Source organism: Vibrio sp. QJM3NY_39 (genome assembly GCF_057785895.1).
In genome coordinates this window covers 279,432-300,873 of sequence record NZ_CM173505.1, presented here as the reverse complement: position 1 = coordinate 300,873, position 21,442 = coordinate 279,432, and the positions used below count along the sequence as shown (strand labels likewise).

Annotated in this window: 18 protein-coding genes; 4 read left to right on the top strand and 14 right to left on the bottom strand. The window is 45.5% G+C overall.

Features of this window, described 5'->3' with window-relative positions; all coding sequences use genetic code 11:
- Positions 1 to 141: 141 nt before the first annotated feature.
- From AC3CHU_RS01345 to crp, 4 genes are all read left to right on the top strand, one after another.
- The gene (locus AC3CHU_RS01345) at positions 142 to 1,134 is read left to right on the top strand and encodes a hydrolase (protein ID WP_017095847.1); all 993 of its coding nucleotides are present in this window, start codon (positions 142 to 144) and stop codon (positions 1,132 to 1,134) included.
- A 99-nt stretch (positions 1,135 to 1,233) separates the two neighbouring features.
- Positions 1,234 to 1,446, top strand: a complete 213-nt coding sequence (locus AC3CHU_RS01340; RefSeq protein WP_004729649.1) for a YheU family protein — start codon at positions 1,234 to 1,236, stop codon at positions 1,444 to 1,446.
- Between the two features lie 77 nt (positions 1,447 to 1,523).
- Entirely contained in the window at positions 1,524 to 2,393 is an 870-nt protein-coding gene (locus AC3CHU_RS01335) for a phosphoribulokinase (RefSeq protein WP_004729650.1), read from the top strand.
- Positions 2,394 to 2,631: 238 nt separating this feature from the next.
- A complete protein-coding gene (crp, locus tag AC3CHU_RS01330; protein ID WP_004729651.1) occupies positions 2,632 to 3,264 on the top strand; it encodes a cAMP-activated global transcriptional regulator CRP in 633 nt (210 codons plus the stop codon).
- A 184-nt stretch (positions 3,265 to 3,448) separates the two neighbouring features.
- Here crp and AC3CHU_RS01325 read toward each other — a convergent pair whose 3' ends face one another.
- The 14 genes from AC3CHU_RS01325 to AC3CHU_RS01260 all read right to left on the bottom strand — a co-directional run bounded on the left by AC3CHU_RS01325 (position 3,449) and on the right by AC3CHU_RS01260 (position 21,431).
- Complete coding sequence (locus AC3CHU_RS01325) at positions 3,449 to 4,240, bottom strand: 2-oxoadipate dioxygenase/decarboxylase family protein (RefSeq protein ID WP_488524968.1); 792 nt, start codon at positions 4,238 to 4,240, stop codon at positions 3,449 to 3,451.
- 256 nt (positions 4,241 to 4,496) lie between these two features.
- Positions 4,497 to 5,954 (bottom strand): succinylglutamate-semialdehyde dehydrogenase, encoded by a 1,458-nt coding sequence (gene astD, locus AC3CHU_RS01320; RefSeq protein ID WP_012604932.1) that lies wholly within the window; start codon positions 5,952 to 5,954, stop codon positions 4,497 to 4,499.
- A gap of 39 nt (positions 5,955 to 5,993) precedes the next feature.
- A complete protein-coding gene (gene astA / locus AC3CHU_RS01315) occupies positions 5,994 to 7,013 on the bottom strand; it encodes an arginine N-succinyltransferase (RefSeq protein ID WP_488524967.1) in 1,020 nt (339 codons plus the stop codon).
- A gap of 107 nt (positions 7,014 to 7,120) precedes the next feature.
- Complete coding sequence (locus tag AC3CHU_RS01310; RefSeq protein WP_102556880.1) at positions 7,121 to 8,332, bottom strand: aspartate aminotransferase family protein; 1,212 nt, start codon at positions 8,330 to 8,332, stop codon at positions 7,121 to 7,123.
- A 465-nt stretch (positions 8,333 to 8,797) separates the two neighbouring features.
- A complete protein-coding gene (locus tag AC3CHU_RS01305) occupies positions 8,798 to 9,376 on the bottom strand; it encodes an aminodeoxychorismate/anthranilate synthase component II (protein ID WP_488524966.1) in 579 nt (192 codons plus the stop codon).
- A 200-nt stretch (positions 9,377 to 9,576) separates the two neighbouring features.
- Entirely contained in the window at positions 9,577 to 12,171 is a 2,595-nt protein-coding gene (locus tag AC3CHU_RS01300; RefSeq protein WP_488524965.1) for an ExeM/NucH family extracellular endonuclease, read from the bottom strand.
- A gap of 384 nt (positions 12,172 to 12,555) precedes the next feature.
- Positions 12,556 to 13,572, bottom strand: coding sequence for a tryptophan--tRNA ligase (gene trpS / locus AC3CHU_RS01295; RefSeq protein WP_017103608.1), 1,017 nt, complete (start codon positions 13,570 to 13,572; stop codon positions 12,556 to 12,558).
- A 176-nt stretch (positions 13,573 to 13,748) separates the two neighbouring features.
- Positions 13,749 to 14,435 carry a phosphoglycolate phosphatase gene (locus AC3CHU_RS01290; RefSeq protein ID WP_488524964.1) on the bottom strand — a complete coding sequence of 229 codons (687 nt, stop codon included), beginning with the start codon at positions 14,433 to 14,435 and terminating at the stop codon, positions 13,749 to 13,751.
- Positions 14,436 to 14,537: 102 nt separating this feature from the next.
- On the bottom strand, positions 14,538 to 15,212 hold the full coding sequence (gene rpe / locus AC3CHU_RS01285) for a ribulose-phosphate 3-epimerase (protein ID WP_029222055.1): 675 nt from the start codon (positions 15,210 to 15,212) through the stop codon (positions 14,538 to 14,540).
- Between the two features lie 200 nt (positions 15,213 to 15,412).
- Positions 15,413 to 16,261 carry a Dam family site-specific DNA-(adenine-N6)-methyltransferase gene (locus AC3CHU_RS01280; RefSeq protein ID WP_488524963.1) on the bottom strand — a complete coding sequence of 283 codons (849 nt, stop codon included), beginning with the start codon at positions 16,259 to 16,261 and terminating at the stop codon, positions 15,413 to 15,415.
- Positions 16,262 to 16,330: 69 nt separating this feature from the next.
- Positions 16,331 to 17,848 carry an AAA family ATPase gene (locus AC3CHU_RS01275; RefSeq protein WP_488524962.1) on the bottom strand — a complete coding sequence of 506 codons (1,518 nt, stop codon included), beginning with the start codon at positions 17,846 to 17,848 and terminating at the stop codon, positions 16,331 to 16,333.
- A 79-nt stretch (positions 17,849 to 17,927) separates the two neighbouring features.
- The gene (aroB, locus tag AC3CHU_RS01270; protein WP_004729663.1) at positions 17,928 to 19,016 is read right to left on the bottom strand and encodes a 3-dehydroquinate synthase; all 1,089 of its coding nucleotides are present in this window, start codon (positions 19,014 to 19,016) and stop codon (positions 17,928 to 17,930) included.
- Positions 19,017 to 19,041: 25 nt separating this feature from the next.
- Positions 19,042 to 19,560, bottom strand: a complete 519-nt coding sequence (gene aroK / locus AC3CHU_RS01265; RefSeq protein ID WP_004729664.1) for a shikimate kinase AroK — start codon at positions 19,558 to 19,560, stop codon at positions 19,042 to 19,044.
- Between the two features lie 176 nt (positions 19,561 to 19,736).
- Entirely contained in the window at positions 19,737 to 21,431 is a 1,695-nt protein-coding gene (locus tag AC3CHU_RS01260) for a type IV pilus secretin PilQ (protein WP_371706764.1), read from the bottom strand.
- Between the last annotated feature and the right edge of the window lie 11 nt (positions 21,432 to 21,442).

Genomic DNA, 21,442 nt, shown 5'->3' with positions numbered 1-21,442 from the left:
TTACACCCTGTTTTTGTAACCCGTATCAGTGAAACCCTTGCGCTTATACCGAGAATCAACCAAGCTCAAATAAAAACGTGGGCGTTTCGCTAAAAGCTCAACACTTTATCAAAGCCCATAAAAGAAGCATGGACTGTTTTTATGACAATATTTACCGCAGCCGCTGGTTTATCTAATCCGCACTTACAAACCTTAGTGCCACGATTTATTAGAAAGCAGGCATTGTTTGACCCTCAATGGCAAACCTTAGAAACACCCGACGGTGACTTTCTCGATCTTGCTTGGAGCGAATCGCCAGAGGGTGACACCCCAAGTAATGAGGCTCGAAGTAACAAGCCGATATTCGTTCTATTCCATGGCTTAGAGGGAAGCTTTGAAAGCCCTTATGCCAACGGACTGATGAATGCCTTTGCTAAAGATGGCTGGCTATCAGTGATGATGCACTTCAGAGGCTGCAGCGGAAAGCCCAATCGCTTGGCTCGCGCTTACCATTCAGGTGAAGTCGAAGATGCACGCTTTTTCCTAAGACATCTACACGCCCAGTTTCCCAATAACCCTAAGGTAGCGGTTGGTATCTCTTTGGGCGGTAACATGCTGGCGAACTATTTGGCTGAGTACGCGGACGACCCATTGCTGTCGGCGGCGACGATTGTCTCTGCACCTTTTGATCTGGCTTGTTGCTCTAGTCGTATTGAGCGAGGTTTCTCTAAGCTCTATAAAAAGTACCTGCTCAACTCTCTCAAATCGAATGCCTTGAAAAAGATTAAGCTGCTGCAAGAAAAGCTCGGTATCACCGCCGAAACCATTAAGAAGATAGACAAGCTGTATGAGTTTGATGAACGGATTACTGCGCCTCTGCACGGGTTCAAGAATGCTCAGGACTACTATGCTCAGTGCTCAGCGCTTCCTAAACTTAATAAGATTAAGCTACCGACTCAGATCATCCATGCCAAAGACGATCCGTTTATGACAGACGACGTGATTCCAAAGTTCGTGTTGCCTGACAACATCGACTATCGCCTATTTCAAAAAGGCGGCCATGTGGGGTTCATTACCGGTAGCACGCTCAAACCAAGGTTTTGGTTAGAAGAAGCGTTGCCTGCTTACTATGAAAGTATCCAAGATTCGGCATAATGACCGAGCCTTTGTTAAGGACTGAGTAGTAGACGTCACTAGACACGGTAATCAACACATCAATAAACCTATTTATGAACATAAAAGAGAGAAGTATTTATGATCATCCCATGGCAAGACATTGCGCCAGAAACACTGGAAAACCTCATTAAAGAATTCGTGCTGCGTGAAGGCACAGACTACGGCGACGTAGAGGTTTCACTGCAAAACAAGATTGATCAAGTGAAACATCAATTAGCCTCAAAGGAAGTCAGCATCGTGTTTTCTGAGCTGCATGAAACCGTTGATATTCAAGTCACAAAACGCTTCTAAGCTGCGCTCATAAAGGAGCCGTGTTATAGTGGTAAACGATTGCTAACAAGTAAGTTACTCAAAAGACAAGGGTTGTCATGTCCGCTAAACATCCAATTATTGCGGTGACGGGTTCATCAGGAGCCGGCACCACCACTACCTCAGAAGCCTTCCGAAAAATGTTCAATATGATGGACGTGAAGGCCGCTTGGGTTGAAGGGGATAGTTTCCATCGCTTCACTCGACCAGAGATGGATGTCGAGATCCGTAAGGCTCGCGAGCAAGGTAAGCACATCAGCTACTTTGGTCCACAAGCCAACGATTTTGGCGCATTAGAAGAGTTCTTCCGTCAATACGGTAATGAAGGCACGGGTAAAGTCCGTAGTTACCTACATACCTTCGATGAAGCCGTGCCTTACAATCAAATGCCGGGCACCTTTACGCCATGGCAAGAGATCCCAGAAAATTCCGATGTGATGTTCTACGAAGGCCTTCATGGTGGCGTGGTAGATGGCGACATCAATGTCTCACAGCACGTCGACTTGCTGATCGGCATGGTGCCAATCGTCAACCTTGAGTGGATCCAAAAATTCGTTCGTGACACACGCGATCGTGGGCACTCACGCGAAGCAGTAATGGATTCTATTGTTCGCTCAATGGATGATTACCTTAATTACATCACCCCACAATTTTCGCGTACTCACATCAACTTTCAGCGTGTTCCAACCGTAGATACATCGAACCCACTGAACGCCAAAGGGATTCCAAGTTTAGACGAAAGCTTCGTGGTTATACGTTTGCGTGGCATCAAAAACGTCGATTTTCCCTACCTTCTGGCTATGATAGATGGCTCATTTATGTCACGCCACAACACGCTTGTGGTGCCAGGCGGCAAGATGAGTTTTGCTATGGAGCTCATTGTAAGGCCCATCCTACAACAGCTCATCGAAACCGGAAAAATAGGTTAACAAGACGCCATTCTGGTTGATTACTTTTCATACCGTGATCATGTGCACAATTTTGCGTAAAAATCGTAGCTTGGTCACGATTAAAATCAAGAAATAGTACCTGAAAAAGGATACTATTCTTAAACGAAACACAAGATAGCTTGCAGCGCTCAACGAGTGCTCTTATCCTACAAGTCAATCTAGGCTTAGCTAAAATACGGAAAGCGGCAAGCATACCCTGCAGAGGAAGTAAGATATTATGGTTCTAGGTAAACCCCAAACCGATCCAACATTAGAGTGGTTCCTTTCACACTGTCATATTCATAAGTACCCTTCAAAAAGTACTTTGATTCATGCTGGTGAAAAGGCAGAAACCTTGTACTACATCGTTAAAGGTTCTGTGGCAGTTCTTATCAAAGACGAAGAAGGTAAGGAAATGATTCTTTCTTACCTAAACCAAGGTGACTTCATTGGTGAACTTGGCCTCTTCGAAGAAGACCAAGAGCGTACTGCATGGGTTCGTGCAAAATCTCCTTGTGAAGTAGCTGAAATTTCTTTCAAGAAATTCCGTCAACTTATCCAAGTGAACCCAGATATCCTAATGCGCCTTTCAGCGCAAATGGCAAACCGTCTACAAGTAACTAGCCAAAAGGTTGGTGACTTAGCGTTCCTTGACGTAACAGGTCGTATCGCTCAAACGCTACTTAACCTAGCGAAACAGCCAGATGCAATGACTCACCCTGACGGCATGCAAATCAAGATCACTCGTCAAGAGATTGGCCAGATTGTTGGTTGTTCTCGTGAGACAGTAGGTCGTATCTTGAAGATGCTAGAAGAGCAGAACCTAATTTCTGCACACGGTAAAACTATCGTGGTATACGGCACTCGTTAATCTCGATTAACTGAGCCAAAAATTTGAAAGCCACCAAATGCAAATTTGGTGGCTTTTTTGTTTTCTAAAGATCTAGAGAGCAGATGCGAGATGCGAATGGAGCACCTCCCGCGTCCAAGCGCAAACACTCTCAAAGCGAAGCGTACCCGCATCTTTAGGGTAAAGCCCGTGCTCGTATCTTTCTTTAACCGTTGGTGCTCTCAAAGATCTTGTCAGCCGATGCTGCAACAAACCCTGTATAAATCTCACCATTCGCCATCGCATAACGCTTAGCGAACTCGTAGAAGCCACCAGGAATCACCTCATTGCCTTCAACAAATGAAACTGGCACTTTGTCTGCCATTGTAGATGATTGCTCTAATAAGACCTCTGGAGAGCCTTTAACCTGACCGCCAGATGCATTGATAGTGAAACCTGAATCACTCAAATGGTCATTCACAGTCTGTACTTCATCGAACTCATTAAGCTGGTTCACACTCACCGTAAAGTGGTTTGCACCGTAACCATGAGCCGCTAGCCAAGACGCGTATTCACTCTCTTTTGCTAGCACTTGGAAATCCGCGAAACTCAGATCCCAAAGGCGACCACCAAACAAGAACTCATGACCTTGAAGCTTGCTTGCGTCTACTTGCTCAACCAACTTCGCAACGATCTGTTGTAAGTCACTTGAACACTCTTCTACCTTCAACTCACTAATGAACACTTTCGGTTGGTTTGGGTCTGGGTGCTCGTAGTGCTTAGCCACTAACTTCTTGCTCTCAAACAAGTAGTCGCCACAAGCCTTGTAGCCTAATTCAAGGAAAGGCTTAGCCAGTGTTTCAATACCTAGCGGTGCAACATTGAAAGTTCGCAGTGCAATGTGATCATTAATCAGGGCTTCGTCTTCTTTCAGCAGATGATGAACTTTCTCGGCCGATGGGCAAAGCCTGTGAATGTAATCGTCCCATAGTGATTTAAAGAGTAGATCGGGCGTCATGGTGACTCCTTGTCAGAGGTTCTAGCAAGCTAGTAATTTGGATTAGAGAGGGAGAGGCTGGACACAGAGTCAGCAGCCATCAGCCTGTGACATACTTGTTCTATTATTATCTACCGCCCAATCTAGGTGTCGGACGTGATGGAAAAGGAAGCGATAACACCGCTTCCTCATTACACAATTAACCAATGAATCTGTTATTCATGAACCTAGAGCTCATAAGCTTATGATTCATGAACTTATAGCTTAAGAGCTTAAACTAAAGCTCAATACCTGGGCTAAATGTCGCTGGCAGTTGAGTTTCACCACCTTCCATTGACGCCATTGGGTAAGCACAGTAGTCCGCCGCGTAGTAAGCACTTGGGCGTAGGTTGCCTGAAGCACCCGGGCCACCAAATGGTGCATCACCACTTGCGCCTGTTAGCTGGCGGTTACGATTAACAATACCCGCACGGATATGGTCAACGAAGTATTCCCATTCAGAATCGTCTGTTGAAACTAGGCCTGCAGACAAACCAAAGCGTGTGTCATTAGCCAATTCAACCGCTTGCTCTAGCGATTGGTAACGAACTACTTGTAGCAATGGACCGAAGTACTCTTCATCTGGTAATTCAGCAATGTTGGTTGCATCAATAATACCCGGAGAAACAAACGCCGCTTCACCCGCCTTTGCTTCTACTAGGCTTACACCGCCTAGCGATTGCAGATTAGCTTGCGCGTCCAGAATGAATTTAGCCGCAGCTTCCGAAATTTGTGGCCCCATGAAGGGTGCTGGCTCAGCGAATGGCTGATCGACACGAATCTTCAAGGTCGCAGCCACGAGCTTATCGAGCAGTTGATCGCCCTTCTCTCCAACAGGCACATACAAGCGACGTGCACACGTGCAACGTTGACCCGCACTGATGAAAGCCGATTGAATGATGGTATAAACCGTCGCGTCAGCATCACCAAATTGGTCGCTGATCACCATAGGGTTGTTGCCGCCCATTTCTAGTGCCAGCATCTTGCCCGGTTGGCCCGCGAATTGACGATGCAGGATATGACCGGTATTGGCACTACCTGTGAACAGCACGCCATCAAGGCCTTTAGCATCAGCCAGTGCGATACCTGTCTCTTTGGCACCTTGTACTAGGTTAATTACGCCAGCAGGAAGGCCAGCTTCTTGCCATAGTTTCATCGCAAACTCACCCGTCCAAGGTGTCTGCTCTGACGGCTTAAATACCACGGTATTACCCGATAGCAGTGCTGGAACAATATGACCGTTAGGTAGATGACCAGGGAAGTTATAAGGACCAAATACTGCCATTACACCTAATGGACGATGACGCAGTACGATTTGGTTGCCTGCGGCTTCACGTGAAGCTTCACCCGTACGTTCGTGGTAAGCACGAATAGAGATAGCGATTTTACCCGCCATCGCACCCGCTTCAGTGCGAGTTTCCCAAATCGGTTTACCCGTCTCTTTTGCAATAATCTGTGCAATTTCTTCGCTGTTCTCTTTTACCTTCTCAGCAAAGTTCAACACGATCGCTTCACGCTCTGCAAAGCTCAATTTTTTCCAAACTAAGAAAGCGTCACGCGCCGCTGCTACTGCAGATTCAACCTGTGCTGGTGTTGCGCTATCGCCTTGCCACACGACTTCATTATTGTATGGGCTTACTGATGTCATGGCGTCACCTTGACCTGCCACCCACTGTCCTGCTATCCACTGAGTCATACTTCTATCCTTAAAATCTTCGACAGATAATCGCCGCTCTTATTGAGCCAACATGCGAACGAATTCGCCTTCTTTTACTTCAAGAGCGCTTGCTACTTCAGATGATAAAATCACTGTGTCGCTAGCTTGGTCATACGCGCCTTTCGCGGCTACTGCGCGGAAGTACTCAAACGAGGTATTACCAATGAGGAAGTCTTTAGAGCTTGAATGCTCTGCAATTGTCACTTGAGCTCGAATCGCATGACGCACTGATTCGATATTTCTTAGATCACACTCAACCGTTGGGCCCCCATCAAAGATGTCGACATAGCCACGGTTGGTGAAACCTTCACGTTCCAGCAACTTAAGTGCAGGGCGCGTATTGTCATGAACCTCTCCAATCACCGCCTGAGCTTCTTTGCTCAGTAGGTTCACGTAGATAGGTAACTTCGGCATTAGGTCAGCAATGAAGCCTTTCTTACCAATACCCGTTAGATAATCAGCGAGCGTAAAATCAATCGAGAAGAAATGCTCTTGCAGCCATTGCCAGAAAGGAGAGTTACCTTCTGCATCTGATACGCCACGCATCTCAGCAAAAATCGTTTTCGAGAAACGCTCTGGGTGCTCAGACATGATCAAGAAGCGACACTTAGACATCAAACGACCATTCAATCCACCACGGAAAGCCGGGCGTAAGAACAGTGTGCAGATCTCACTGCATCCGGTGTAGTTATTGCCGAAAGTCAGTAGCTTCACGACGTTATTCACGCCAAGCTTTTGCGATGAGTGAACCACTTTGCTGATGTGGTAAGAGTAAAACGGAACATCCCAGCCAATTGAGGCTTCGATACCTGTGGTACCTGCGACTTCTCCGGTTTCGGTATCAAAGCCAACCATTAGGTAGCCTTCATCACCAGGTTCAGTCACGTCTTGTTTAGCAAAGCTGTATTCAGAATGAGTAATTCGGTTGGTTAACAGTTCTTCGTTAACCGGAAGAGATGTGAATCCGTGACCAGACTCAACCGCGCAGGTATGCAACGCATCGTAATCAGATAATTTTATTGGGCGAACAACTAGCATCAATATTCCCTCCAGATGCAAAACAGGCCCAAAACGAGAATCTTGGGCCTTTAGCGGTACGTCATGGGATCGCTCTAATGGCGATCATTCCTATGACGCCGCTCAGGCTAAACTAGCGTAGCGATTGCTTTGTCTAGTTTTGATAAACCTTCTTCAATTTCTTGTGTAGTGATAACCAGTGATGGCGTGAAACGAACCACGTTTGCACCCGCAACCAGTACCATCAAGCCTTGTTCGCCTGCTGCTACTAATACATCGCGAGCACGACCTTGCCATGCATCATTAAGTGCTGCACCTAGCAATAGGCCTTTACCGCGAACTTCACTGAATATTTGGTATTTGTCGTTAATCTTAGCTAAACCATCACGGAACATTGCTTCACGTTCTTTCACGCCAGCTAGCGTTTCCGGCTGGCTAACGACATCAACAACCGCTTCAGCAACGGCACACGCCAGTGGGTTGCCGCCGTAAGTAGAACCGTGCGTACCGACTTTTAGGTGTGTCGCGAGTTCGGTGGTCGTTAGCATTGCGCCGATTGGGAAACCGCCACCTAGTGATTTCGCTGTACTTAGGATATCAGGTGTCACACCTAGGCCTTGGTAAGCGTAAAAGTTACCCGTACGGCCATTACCTGTTTGCACTTCATCAAAGATAAGCAGCGCATTGTGTTTGTCACACAGTTCACGAACCGTGTTCACGAACTCAGATGTTGGAGATATGATACCGCCCTCGCCTTGCAAAGGTTCCATCATGATTGCACATGTGCGATCTGAGATGTGCGCTTCTAGCGCTGCAATATCGTTGTAAGGCAGGTGAGTTACATCGCCAGGTTTAGGACCGAAGCCATCAGAGTAAGCCTCTTGACCACCCACCGTTACGGTAAAGAAAGTACGACCGTGGAAACCTTGTTTGAATGCAATGATTTCAGATTTCTCAGGACCGTGAACATCCGCTGCCCAACGACGAGCTAGCTTCAATGCTGCTTCGTTCGCTTCTGCACCAGAGTTGGCAAAGAATACTTTTTCTGCAAAACATACGTCGGTTAGCTTCTTCGCTAGACGTAATGCAGGTTCATTGGTCATGACATTACTTAAATGCCAAATCTTGTTTGCTTGCTCAGTAACTGCGTTAACCATTGCTGGGTGACAGTGACCCAAACAGCTCACAGCGATACCACCAGCAAAGTCGATATATTCTCGGCCTTGTTGGTCCCAAACGCGTGCGCCTTCCCCTTTTACCGGGATCATTTCCATTGGGTTATAACAAGGCACCATCACCTCATTAAACAGACTACGTTCTACTTTTTTTTCCACTGTCATCGTACATTCCTTTTCGATACCGCAAGCTTCGCAAATAAGCGTACTGGTTCATAAGTGAGACAAAGATATTTTCTCTCTCCATAATCCCGCTGCAGCATTATATTTACATTTAATTAACGTTTTCAATAGTAGATTATTCTTTAGCTGTCCCTAACAACCAGCTAAACGTCACTACCTATGACTATTTATGCATCAATTAATCTGTTTTATGAAGCTTTTTTTACCTAAACGCATAACCTGCAACGGCAAAGCCTTACTGGCATTGCGGTATATTGGGTTCGAGACGAAATAAGGCGAATAATTTTGCATAGGCTAAAAACTTAGCCTTAAGAGAGAGAAATGTTATAAAAAGTGATCAGCGTCAGAGGAGTAAGAGACGCGTAGCGCCCGAATTTAAACGCTTAACGAATGGACTAACAGGTTCAACTGGCTTATTTAGGCGGAGAAAGGGTCGAATTTAAACACTCAACGCGCTAAGAAGTTAGCGAGAAGCAGGTGCCCTTGCTCTGTTTTAATCGACTCAGGATGAAATTGCACCGCATCAATCGGCAAGGTTTTGTGTTGATAACCCATGATCTCATCCATGCTGCCATCTTCGAATTCCGTCCAAGACGTCAGTTCAAAGCAGTCAGGCAGCGTGCCATTTTTCACCACTAGAGAATGGTAACGTGTCACAGTCAGAGGGTTATTAAGCCCTTGAAAAACGCTCTTGCCATTGTGGCGTATTGGAGAGGTTTTACCGTGCATCACTTGTCTGGCTCGCACTACTTCACCACCAAACACTTGAGCAATGGCTTGATGACCAAGACACACACCTAAGATCGGCAGTTTACCAACGAAGTGTTCAATGACTCGCAGAGAGATTCCCGCATCATCAGGCGTACAAGGACCTGGCGAGATAACTAGATGGCTAGGATTCAGCGCTTCAATACCGACAATATCAATCTCATCGTTGCGAACAACTTTTACAGTGACCCCTAACTCACAGAAATACTGATACAAGTTATAGGTAAAAGAGTCGTAGTTATCGATGATAAGTAACATGGGTCGAAATCGTTTGCTAAATACTAAATGATTGGGAGATATAGGGGCGGTATTGTGCAATACCCATGGCGAAAGGCAAGTGGAAACTGCATTTCGCCAATAATTAAGGCCAACCTAAGTTGACCTTAATTGTTTACAGATAACTTTCAGTTACCTGAATTGGCTTGCTTGTATAGCAAGCCAATCTATTTGTGATTGAGCTACTTGCGACGACGCCACATTGCTAAACCAAATAGTGACATCAGAGCACCGAAGCCAAATGAACCGCCTACTCGCAGTTCAAGAACAGCAGGATCATGATCCGATGAACGGAAGTGATCTTGGTACTTAGGTAGGTCACCTTTGAACTCTTCGTTGTAGTCAAACAACGTCGACTCACCACCATTGATGTGCCAATCGGTCGCATCGACAACCCTATCTTTCAGGCTGTCACTGATCAACAAATGATCCAAGGCACCAACTTCATCATTGTATGAGTAGCTCCAGCTGTCTGGGTGCTTTTGAGCCACAGCATTAATGTAGCCGTAGTTCTTAGTAATCACCGCACCGTTATCACCAAACTGCTCGACGCCGTCAATGTAAGTGTTACGCGCCGCTTTGATTTGCTTACCGTATTTCTCTTCAGAGTAATCCGTAAGCACCAGCATTGGATCTTCCATGCCGTACGAGTTCATATCCCCCAGAATCACTTTATGGCCTTTGATGCCGTCTAGCGCTTCACCCAGAGCAACTGCTGCAGCCACACGGAAGTTCTCACATGAGCCTTGCTTATCGGCGTCAACGCCACCTTGACCGCCCTGCTCGACCGGTGCAGCATCTTCCCAACACTTAGAACCTTTCGATTTAAAGTGGTTAATCGCAACGGTGAGTTTCTCTTTAGTGCCTTTAACTTTAAAGGTTGGCGCCAATGAGTCACGTTGGTAGTTCTTACCGTCTTCAATCACCTTGCCAGAATCGTCTAACACTTCTGGTGCTTGTTGGCTTGGCATCGCGATAACGCGGCTGTCTTTAAGCTTAACTACTTTCTTGCGGTAGATAACGCCTGTTGTAATAACGTCGGTACCAATCGAGTCCATCTCGTCGGTCACGCCATCTTCGTTCGAATCGACAGCTACAAAGGTATAGCGGTCTTTCTTACGCTCAATGCGATCATTCAGTTGGTTAACAAGCTGGTGAATGGCTGAGCCTTCACCAAAGCCGTTGTTCTCAATTTCCATCAAACCAATGATGTCTGCATCTAAGCGAAGAATCGCGTTCACTATCTTCTCTTGCTGCATCTCAAACTCGGTGATGGTGTTCGCACCACGGTTGTTGCCGTGTTGGTTTGCGTCACCGCCAAATGGAGAGTTGAAGTAGTTCAAAACATTGAAAGTCGCGATGCGAAGGTCGCCTTCATCCATGTCTGGTTTGTCGGTACGCGGATCGTTACGAACGAAGTTTTCAGCCGAGATCTGGTTAGTTGTCACTAAGCGGTACTCACCGTAGCTGTAGGTAAGTACGCCTTCTAGACCAACAATGGTGTCATCAATACGAATGTAGTCTTCTGTTGAACCATCTTGATCAATATCGGTACGGCCGAAGTCTGGATAGAAAGGAACCTGCCCGTCACCCGCTTTTTGATCGGTTTCAACGAAAAGACGACGGTCTGCGTTATCTTCCGTTTGTTGTTTCGCGTCTTCAGAACCTGCTGCGAAAAGCTGGTTCGGCTGCATGTTAATACGCTCATGTGCCAGTATCATGTTGTTACGACGACCTGAATAGTCATAACCAAAGGTACGAGTCACACGCATATCAAGCGCTTCGGTCGTTTTCACCAACATGCCTTCGTAGCGTTCAAGCGTTGCTGCGAAGTTCTCATCACTGTCTAGCGCTTCTATCGCCGTTGCTTCAGGTGCTTGTTGTTCGCCCTGTTTTAGCCATTGGTTGTTTTCAACTTTAAGCTGAGTATGGCTGTAGTATTCTTGAACCTTACCTTTCACACACACTACGTCGCCCGCAGCCAGTTCTGAGCTCGATTGATTCGTGTGGATAAATAGACCTTCAGAAGTACTTGAATTGAAGTCATCCTCAAGTGCTTGCAGGTAGAAACCTTTGGTTATGCCCGTTGTCACCGCACTCACAACACCTTTAACGAAGTACTCATCGTCCGTGATGTACGGATAGCCATCAATGAACGGTGATGTTGCACCCTCGCCTTGGATCTCTTGAATGGTTGTGAATACTGGGTCAGAGCCATCTTGTGTACAAGTGAACGCTTCTGGCAGTTCAACACTGTCTAATGAACCTAAGCCTTCAATGCTGTCTTTTGGTAACGACACCCACTGTGAAGCATCGAATGTTGCCGAAGGAGTTTGTGTCGCTCGAACCAAAGTAACATCTTTACCCCAATCCACATCACCCATCAAACCAACAATATCGTGTACCGAGTTATCTGAATTCAAGATAGCCAGCGGGTCGTCACCGTTATGGTTAGCAATCGACGCGTTGAGAATGTCAGCGACGGCTTTAATCTCATCACTCGCACTCGTATGAGCGACAACAAGTACCTCACCAGGCGCTAAAACGTGGCCATCTAAAGGTAAAGTGGCGCCCCATGAGCCGTTGCCATTCGCAGACTTCGCCAGCGAGTAACCATCTAAATTCATGCTGCTATCGCCGTTATTAGCAATCTCAACCGCTTTGTTGTAGCTGCCGCCTTCCACATATTGTGAAATAAACAAATCAGCGTGTGCACTTGCTGTTAGCAAGCTACCAATTGCCACTGCTAGCAATGAAGGTTTGTGTAAAAGAGCCATCCGTTTCACCTGAGTTCATCGATTTATAGTTACTGCCGTCTATTGGCAGTCATGTATTTTGTGGTAACTATCAGGTTTATTTATGAAAGGAATAAGTCAGTTAGCAAGAAAATGAGGAACTTATCACTTAATGATCATCAATTGTTTGGCATGTTATGTATTTCCAACATAAATAGAAATAAGCAAGATTTTATAAACCCTAAGGAGAGGGAATAGGATCGTCTGCACAGCATTAATATTATGAATATGTTAGCGAGATAATGCTTAAATCATCAATTCAAACAAGAGATTTACTGGGGAGTAAATGAAACGGGTACTAAAAAGCCCAAAGTAAACAGCGTCTACTTTGGGCTTAAATTCTGAAACGAGTGGCTTTAGCTCACCCTACGGGCGAGTAACAAAACCGACTGCTTCGTATGCTTTTTTCAGTGTCACGGCTGCGCGCTCAGAGGCTTTTTCAGCACCCGCTTTCATTACTGCATCCATATAAGCACGGTCAGCACGGATACGGTGGTATTCAGATTGAATCGGCTCAAGCATCTCAACCAATGCTGCGCCTACATCTTTCTTAAATGGACCGTACATTTCAACGCCTTGGTATTGCGCTTCGATCTCTTCGAACGTTTTACCCGTCGCTGCAGAGTACAGACCCATTAGGTTAGAGATACCCGCTTTGTTTTCCCAATCGTGAGCAATACGTGGTGGTGTTTCTGCGTCAGTCTGCGCTTTGTTGATCTTCTTGATGATCGACTTAGGCTCTTCTAGCAGAGTAATCACGTTCTTACGGTTATCATCAGATTTAGACATCTTCTTAGTCGCATCTTGCAGGCTCATCACACGTGCATTCACTGTTGGAATGTAAGGTTCTGGTACTTGGAAGATTGGCGTTTCAGGGCCGTAGATGTTGTTAAAGCGATTTGCGATATCACGAGCTAGCTCTAGATGTTGTTTCTGGTCGCTACCTACTGGCACTTGGTGAGCACCGTAAAGCAGGATATCTGCAGCCATCAACACTGGGTAGTCGTATAGGCCTACGTTTACGTCATTTGAGTGACGTGCAGACTTATCTTTAAACTGAGTCATACGGCTCAGTTCACCCATTTGTGTGTAACAGTTAAGAAGCCAACCAAGTTGAGCATGCTCTGGTACGTGTGACTGAACAAATAGCGTGCTCTTCTTTGGATCAACACCGACAGCAAGACAGATTGCTAATGCGTCTAGAGTCGCTTCATGCAGTGCTTTCGGATCTTGGCGAACCGTAATTGCGTGAAGGTCTACAACACAGTATTGGCAATCGTAATCATCTTGCATCTGTTGCCATTGACGTAGAGCACCCAAGTAGTTACCGATACTTAGTTCACCAGATGGTTGAACACCACTCAATACGATGGGCTTGCTCATGGTTTTAATTCCTTTGCTTGTTCGCTAAGCTCGTTAACTTAGTTTCTTAACGTAGTATCTGAAAAACTTAGCTTCTTAACTTTAAAATAGAAAAGCCGCACAGCTCTTCTGTACGGCTCATCCAGTGTACTCATTGATAAGTATTTTGCTAGTAGGTTAGCTAACTTTTGTCCGCTTTATGCTGAAACTAGAACGACATCTAGTAATTGTGCAATGTTGTCTGCGACATAGTCAGGGTTTGATACTGAAATCGGCTCACCGTGGTTATAACCGTAAGTCAGACCAAACGAGTGGCAGCCTGCGTTCTTAGCCGCTTTGATGTCGTTGCTTGAATCGCCTACCATCAGCATCTCTTCAGCCTTCACATTATGCTTTTCCAGCAACCAGTTCAGCGCTACTGGGTTCGGTTTCTTCTCTGGGAAAGAGTCGCCACCCAACACATCAACAAAGTACTTATCGATACCGTGCTGCGCCAGAACATCTGGTACAAATTTCGAAGGCTTGTTGGTGACAAGAGCCATGGTGAAGCCCGCTTTGTCTAGCTCAGCTAACGTCTCTTTAACCGATGGATAAAGGTGACTCAGCTTATGGCCGCCCTGCTCGTAGAAATCATCAAACAGGATACGCGCTTTCTTCAAAAGATCAGGCTCAAGGCTTGGATCAACCGTAAGATTACGGCTCAATGAACGTCCAATAAGAACATCAGCACCATTACCCACATAGTCGCGAACTTGTTCTTCGCTTACTGAAGAAAAACCCAGTTCCTGACAAGCTTGGTCAGCGGCGATAGCCAAATCAGGCACGCTATCTAACAAGGTTCCATCCAAATCAAAGGCAATCAGTTTTATTGAGCTTAATGACATCTTACTTTCCTATTTATTATGTTCGTCTTATGAGTTGAGCTCCAAGACGTAAAAAAGGGGCCAATGAGCCCCTTAATATTCAATCTATCTGTAGTTTTACGATTATGCGTTTACTTTTGCAAGCTCTGCGCGCATCTCATCAATCACTTCTTTGTAATCTGGTTGATTGAAGATAGCTGAACCGGCAACGAACATATCTGCGCCCGCTTCTGCGATTTCACGGATATTATCTACCTTCACGCCGCCATCAATCTCTAGGCGGATATCACGGCCTGATTCATCAATAAGTTTACGAACAGCGCGCAGCTTATCAAGAGTATGAGGAATGAAAGATTGACCGCCAAAGCCAGGGTTCACTGACATCAGTAGAATCATGTCGACTTTGTCTAGGATGTAATCAAGGCAAGAAAGTGGCGTTGCTGGGTTCAATACTACGCCTGCTTTACAGCCGTGTTCTTTAATTAGCTGTAGAGTACGATCAACGTGCTCAGACGCTTCAACGTGGAAGGTAATCATTGATGCACCGGCTTTAGCAAACTCAGGTACGATGCTGTCTACTGGCTTAACCATTAGGTGAACATCGATTGGAGCTGTGATGCCGTAGTCTCGCAGCGCTTTACAGATCGGTGCACCAAAAGTCAGGTTGGGTACGTAGTGGTTATCCATCACATCGAAGTGCACAACATCGGCACCGGCTGCGAGTACTTTTTCTACGTCTTCACCAAGACGAGCAAAATCTGCAGACAAAATCGATGGAGCGATTAGAAAATCTTTCATACCAAACCTCTTAAGAGTGAGTAAATTGCGAATATCACCGCCTTGTGACATCTCGTACACGAATACAAGACTCAATCCCAAGACTATTTGGTGTGCAATTCTACCTAAGCACCTAAGCAGATTCTAGCAGTTCGAAAGATTAGTTTATGAAAGTACCCGTTGGTCACTCAATTTAATGAGTTTGGGGATTATGCTGACGACTACAATTCTGTTGGAACGTGTTGCTGGTTTTTCTCTTTATGAAAAAGTGCCAGTAACTCATCAACTTTATTACGCCCTGCGCCATTACGGCTAATGGTGCGCTTAACTTTGACCACGTTCAGTTCCGCACCATGGTATAAACGGCGCGTTAAGGTCGTATCATGGTTTGAAATCAAGACAGGAATGCCTCGTTCCATTGCCGCTCTTTCTGCAACATCAGCCAAGGCCGCTTGATCATCTAAGCTGAAGCCATTACCCGCATAAGAGGTAAAGTTAGCAGTACTAGACAATGGCGCATAAGGAGGATCACAATAAACCACACAGCCTTTACGGGCGCGGCTAAAGGTCTCGCTATACCCTTCACAAACAAACGTCGCTTTCTTCGCTTTCTCAGCAAAAAACTCCAACTCAGCTTCTGGAAAGTAAGGTTTTTTATAAGAACCAAATGGAACGTTAAAACCGCCCTTCTTGTTGTAACGACACAGGCCATTGAAGCCAAATCGGTTCATGTACAAGAAAGCTAACGAGCGATACATGACGTTATCTGTACCATTGAACTCAGCGCGAACATCTAAGAACACCTCTCTACGGTTATTCTCCGGACAGAACCAACGCTTCGCTTCAGTGATATAGGTTTCAGGATCGGTTTTAAGTAGATTGTATAGGTTGATAAGATCGGGATTGATATCTGCAAGCAGGTACTGTTCAAAATCAGTATTCAGAAATACTGAGCCGGCACCGACAAACGGTTCTACCAATTTACGAGCAGGTGGCAGGTGACGTTGGATGTCTTCAACTAGGCCATATTTACCACCAGCCCATTTTAGAAAGGCACGCTGCTTTTTCATTTACTGCTCTATCTATCAACTCAAAAATAAGGCTGCGGAATGTAACATATTTTGAGGCTAAGCTCAGGGTTATTTCGCACGTTCTATCTCTCGATGCACTTGATTCATCGATTTTGCCCAAGGTTCCAACTGCTGAAGTGGTTTTGATAACGCACTTACAGCATCTCGCGCGACTTGAATCGTAGGATAATCTTGATAAGTGATAATAAACCACTTGGTGTCATTGCGAAGTGTTGGGTAAATACGAACCTTGTCCTCGACGTCATATTCTTCAATAAAAGACTGAACATCTTCTAATGACGTCATCGCGCTCAGCTGTAAGGTATAAGCGCGTGGCGAGATAGCTTGTAACTCTTCACGAGCAAATGAGAAGGTGATCTTTTTCGTCGGCGGTGTTGATTCCGTTAGGTCAGTATCTTCATCAACTGAAGCTTGTGACTCGTTTTTCGCCGCATCAGGTTGCGCGCTAACCGCGGCACCTGTGTTTTCTTCTACGGCAGCATCAATCGCACTGGTATCGGCACTTTTCGGCTTGTCATCAAGCAAGGCATCAACCACATCAGAAGTAATCACAACACGTTGCTGCTCTTGTTTCACCTCGCCAACACTGGCTGTACCTTCCACCACAACCGGTGGTAATGATGAACTGTCATCGTCAGCACCTTGATAGCTCATGTCAGCTTCGGCTTGAGAATCTGAAGATCCGTCGACTCCGGCTTGCTCGGTACCACTTTCCACTTCAAACGTTGGGATAGCTGTTTGTTCAATGGGAGCGATAAGTGATTGCGCTTTATCGTCAGGGGTTGGTTGACTGAACATCCACCAATAGCCACCACCAATTAAAACCAACAACAAGGCCACCACCATCGCGATATTGATGGGTGAGCCAATGATTGAGCGAATAATAATCCTTTTTTCCACTTTCAATTCTCCTAAAGCCATTAACTCACCGGGCAAAGGTTGTGCTTTATTAAACGCACGTCGCACGCGAGTTTCAGACTCATCATCAACATATCGAATCACTAGGGATTCAAAGAAATGTTCCGCTTCTGGTTGAGAAAGATCATCGATCTCGAGGTCGATAGGCTTGTGTGGTTGCCCGTAACTAAGACGTGTTAGTAGCGTGTCTAGATGGCCAATTTCCGAGAAGAGAACGATATTGATCGTCCATTGAGGGTTTGATTGAGCTTCAAGTACCAACATCCATAATTCGGATACCAATAGCTCAGACAGTCGATGGGCATCATCTACAACGATAACCACATTACACGACTCTCCATCCAGTAGCCTTGCAAGGCTATCTGATAAAGAATCATGTTGATTAAACAGGGGATCAGAAACAATTTGGCTAAGAATAAGCACGCGACGTTGTTGATCGTCTTGGCTTGGGTGACAAAGCAGTAAACACTGATTTTTTTCTGTCGACCATGCTTCAAGGTAACGTTGAGCCAACCAAGATCGGCCAGAGCCAGCTTTGCCCGCAACCGTTACAAGGTTTGAACCAAAGTTAGTCAAAAGCTGTAAGCGCTCTAGCAGCTCAACTTGAGATTCTAACTCTAATACTCTTAATTCATGAGCCAAACTCATTGGGGATCCCTACTGATAAGATCGATCAGTAAAACGCTTCAGCTGCCTAGAGTTTAGCTAGGCAACCTCACAACCAAATTTAAAGAGTACGGCAGAAATCAATCGCTTGTTTTATGATGTCTTGAGGCACATCAGCGACCACTTCAGCGGTACCAATACTTGTTGGTAATACCAAACGTAACTGACCAGACAGCACTTTTTTATCACGCATCATGTGCTTCATAAAGTCTTCAAAAGACATGCTTTCTGGCGTATGGATTGGCAGTTTCGCATTCTTGAGTATAGAAATAATTCGCTCAAGCTGCTGCTGAGAGATCAGTCCCTGTAATTGAGCGGTTTTCGCTGCCATTACAGTGCCTGACGACACAGCTTCACCATGTAGCCAATTACCATAGCCTAGTTCTGCTTCGATCGCATGACCAAATGTATGACCTAGGTTCAATAACGCTCTGATTCCTGACTCTTTTTCATCTATAGCAACCACTTCAGCCTTAATTGCACAACAACGAGCAATCGCGGTAATCAGTGCATCTTCATCAAGTTGATAAAGTTTCTCTAGATTCTGTTCCAACCAATCAAAGAAGACTTCATCGTAAATGATGCCGTATTTGATCACCTCAGCAATGCCCGCTGCGAACTCACGCTCAGGAAGCGTTGATAGGCAGTTAGTATCGATGATGACAGATTTTGGTTGGTAAAAAGCGCCGATCATATTCTTGCCAAGGGGATGGTTCACTGCAGTTTTACCACCTACAGAGGAGTCCACTTGAGAAAGAAGGGTCGTCGGGATTTGAATGAAATCAATACCGCGCTGGTAGCAAGAGGCAGCAAAACCGACCAAATCACCGATAACACCACCACCCAAAGCAATCACCACCACATCGCGGCTGTAATTTCCTTCAAGCATGTAGCTCATCACTGAGTTGAACGTTTCAAGTGTTTTGTATTGCTCACCGTCTGGCAACTCTAAAAGAGAAGTTTGACAGCCTACTTGATCCAACAACGATAAAATTTTATCGGCATAAAGAGGCGCTACTGTCACATTACTGATAACAACAACTTTCTGTTTACCTGATAAAAAAGAAAGGTACGCCGGGTCTTCAAATAACCCGGCGCCAATAGAGATAGGGTAGCTACGCTCAGCTAGATTGACCGTAATCCGTTCCATGGGTTTGCTCTCCGAAAAAATGAACTTAACGTTCTTCTAGCATTTTTACGATCTGGTTGGCTACCACTTTTGCACTTTGATCGTCGGTACGAACTGTGTAGTCCGCCACTTCGTCGTATAGTGCGTTGCGAGATACAGCTAGATCTTCTAGCACATCACGCGGGTTGTCTGTTTGAAGTAGAGGGCGTTTCTTGTCGCGGTTAGTGCGAGCAAGTTGCTTTTCAATTGTTGTTTCTAGGTATACAACAATGCCTCGTGCAGATAGACGGTTACGGTTTTCTTTGCTCAGCACTGAACCACCGCCTGTCGCAAGAACAATACCTTGTTCTTCTGTCAGATCGTTGATTACAGATTCTTCGCGCTTACGGAAACCATCTTCGCCCTCAACATCAAAAACCCATGCGATGTCTGCGCCAGTGCGCTCTTCGATCACAGTGTCAGAGTCTAGAAACTCCATATGAAGTTGGGAAGCTAGGTGTCTACCAATTGTACTTTTGCCGGCGCCCATTGGGCCAACAAGAAAAATATTGCGTTTCTCAGCCATGTTTTTAGCAGTAATTTACAACGTTAATTCAATGACATCGCCACAAGGTAGGTCAGTACAAGTACTGAAATTAAAAGGCCCGTGGCACCGATTCCTCACAGATAATTCGTGATAAGACCCGAAATTATCAAGGTTAGGTGCCACTAATGCAACTTTATTTTTAATCTAATTGTTCATTACTGAATCACAACTTTGGGTGTAACAAAAATAAGTAGTTCACTTTTACCCACATTTTCATAGCTACGACGGAATAATGCACCCAAAACTGGCAGGTCTCCTAACAGAGGAACTTTGTCCACTGTACTGCTCACACTGTGCTGGAATATCCCGCCAAGTACGACTGTTTCACCATTATTAACAAGCACTTGCGTCCCTATGCGTTGAGTGTCAATGGCAACAGCCTCACCCGTTCCCGTTTTCACTACTTGCCCTGGCCTATCTTGCGTCACGCTTAAATCCAATACCAAACGATTGTCGGGCGTGATTTGTGGTGTCACCTTAAGACTCAACACTGCTTTCTTAAATGCGACCGAAGTAGCACCACTTGAAGACGACTCTAAATAAGGAATTTCAGTACCTTGCTCAATATAAGCGGGCTTTTTATTGGTGGTGATTAAACGTGGGCTGGAAATAATCTCAGCTTTTGACTCTTGTTGTAATGCCGACAATTCAAGATCAAGCAAGGTATCTGAACCCAGTTTGGCCACCTGAAACGCAATGCTTGATGCATTAGGAGATGTCGCCCCTAGATTAACGTTGAGGAAATCGTCAATCGCACTATTCCCACCATTATCGTCATACGGCGTAATTTGCGATGGGTGGTTGCCCTCTATCGATCCGCCAACTTTAAAGCTACCGTTGGTGGAAGAAACACCCCAACGCACCCCTAACTCATCAAGGTTACCCTCGGTAACGGTTACGATGCGCGCCTCTATCTGGACTTGCTTCACGGGGATGTCCAAAGATTCAATGATGCCTCGTATCACGGCAATGTTTTCTTCCAGCTCACGAATCAATAGGGAATTGGTGCGTTCATCAATGGTGATCGAGCCACGATCGGACAACATGCTCACCGCCCCTTCACCGCCAATCATGTCGGCAATGTCGGTGGCTTTAGCAAAATTAATCTTGATGATTTCCGACTTAAGCTCTCCTAACTCCTCTTCCAAGCGAGATTTCTCTAACGCTTGTTGCTCTCGAAGATCGAGTTCTGCTTTTGGCGCCACCAAAATAACATTGCCATCAACGCGCTTATCTAGTCCTTTAACTTGCAAGATAATGTCGAGAACTTGCTGCCAAGGTACGCCATCTAAACGTAAAGTTAGGTTACCAGCTACCGAGTCAGACACGACGAGATTGAAATCGTTGTAGTCAGCAATCAGCTGAAGGACATTTCGTACCGGGATATCTTGGAAGTTAATCGATATCAGTTTGCCCTCTTTTTCTAAAACGCTTTTCTCTTTGGTCGCTTCATTGATAACAGGCTTGCTGATCACCACCTCTATGAAACGACCTTTTAGGTTATATTCATACTGATAGTCACCAGCGATCGTCGCCAACAATCGTGTGCTGGGCGTCTCTTTATAGACTTCAATACCTTCCACTAGGGTCGCGAAATCCTTCACATCCAAAAGATAAAGCTTATCGTCATTAACTTGAGTATTGAGTAATTCGATACTTAACCCTTCCTGAGCACGTTGAACATCCACCACAGCGGTGCTGGTTGCCAGCTCAATAATAATGACGGCGTCTTTATCCTTATTTACCCTAAAATCAATATTCTCTAATTTATTTGGTAGGCTTTCTGCATAACTGAATACGCTAAAAACCAACATCACAGACACAGCAAAACCTTGTAGAGCCTTGCTCACTAATCTACTTA

Excerpts from the sequence above, each read along its gene's own strand:
- AC3CHU_RS01345 (WP_017095847.1), top strand. The coding sequence starts at position 142 with ATGACAATATTTACCGCAGCCGCTGGTTTATCTAATCCGCACTTACAA.
- AC3CHU_RS01340 (WP_004729649.1), top strand. The coding sequence starts at position 1,234 with ATGATCATCCCATGGCAAGACATTGCGCCAGAAACACTGGAAAACCTC.
- AC3CHU_RS01335 (WP_004729650.1), top strand. The coding sequence starts at position 1,524 with ATGTCCGCTAAACATCCAATTATTGCGGTGACGGGTTCATCAGGAGCC.
- crp (WP_004729651.1), top strand. The coding sequence starts at position 2,632 with ATGGTTCTAGGTAAACCCCAAACCGATCCAACATTAGAGTGGTTCCTT.
- AC3CHU_RS01325 (WP_488524968.1), bottom strand. The coding sequence starts at position 4,240 with ATGACGCCCGATCTACTCTTTAAATCACTATGGGACGATTACATTCAC.
- astD (WP_012604932.1), bottom strand. The coding sequence starts at position 5,954 with ATGACTCAGTGGATAGCAGGACAGTGGGTGGCAGGTCAAGGTGACGCC.
- astA (WP_488524967.1), bottom strand. The coding sequence starts at position 7,013 with ATGCTAGTTGTTCGCCCAATAAAATTATCTGATTACGATGCGTTGCAT.
- AC3CHU_RS01310 (WP_102556880.1), bottom strand. The coding sequence starts at position 8,332 with ATGACAGTGGAAAAAAAAGTAGAACGTAGTCTGTTTAATGAGGTGATG.
- AC3CHU_RS01305 (WP_488524966.1), bottom strand. The coding sequence starts at position 9,376 with ATGTTACTTATCATCGATAACTACGACTCTTTTACCTATAACTTGTAT.
- AC3CHU_RS01300 (WP_488524965.1), bottom strand. The coding sequence starts at position 12,171 with ATGGCTCTTTTACACAAACCTTCATTGCTAGCAGTGGCAATTGGTAGC.
- trpS (WP_017103608.1), bottom strand. The coding sequence starts at position 13,572 with ATGAGCAAGCCCATCGTATTGAGTGGTGTTCAACCATCTGGTGAACTA.
- AC3CHU_RS01290 (WP_488524964.1), bottom strand. The coding sequence starts at position 14,435 with ATGTCATTAAGCTCAATAAAACTGATTGCCTTTGATTTGGATGGAACC.
- rpe (WP_029222055.1), bottom strand. The coding sequence starts at position 15,212 with ATGAAAGATTTTCTAATCGCTCCATCGATTTTGTCTGCAGATTTTGCT.
- AC3CHU_RS01280 (WP_488524963.1), bottom strand. The coding sequence starts at position 16,261 with ATGAAAAAGCAGCGTGCCTTTCTAAAATGGGCTGGTGGTAAATATGGC.
- AC3CHU_RS01275 (WP_488524962.1), bottom strand. The coding sequence starts at position 17,848 with ATGAGTTTGGCTCATGAATTAAGAGTATTAGAGTTAGAATCTCAAGTT.
- aroB (WP_004729663.1), bottom strand. The coding sequence starts at position 19,016 with ATGGAACGGATTACGGTCAATCTAGCTGAGCGTAGCTACCCTATCTCT.
- aroK (WP_004729664.1), bottom strand. The coding sequence starts at position 19,560 with ATGGCTGAGAAACGCAATATTTTTCTTGTTGGCCCAATGGGCGCCGGC.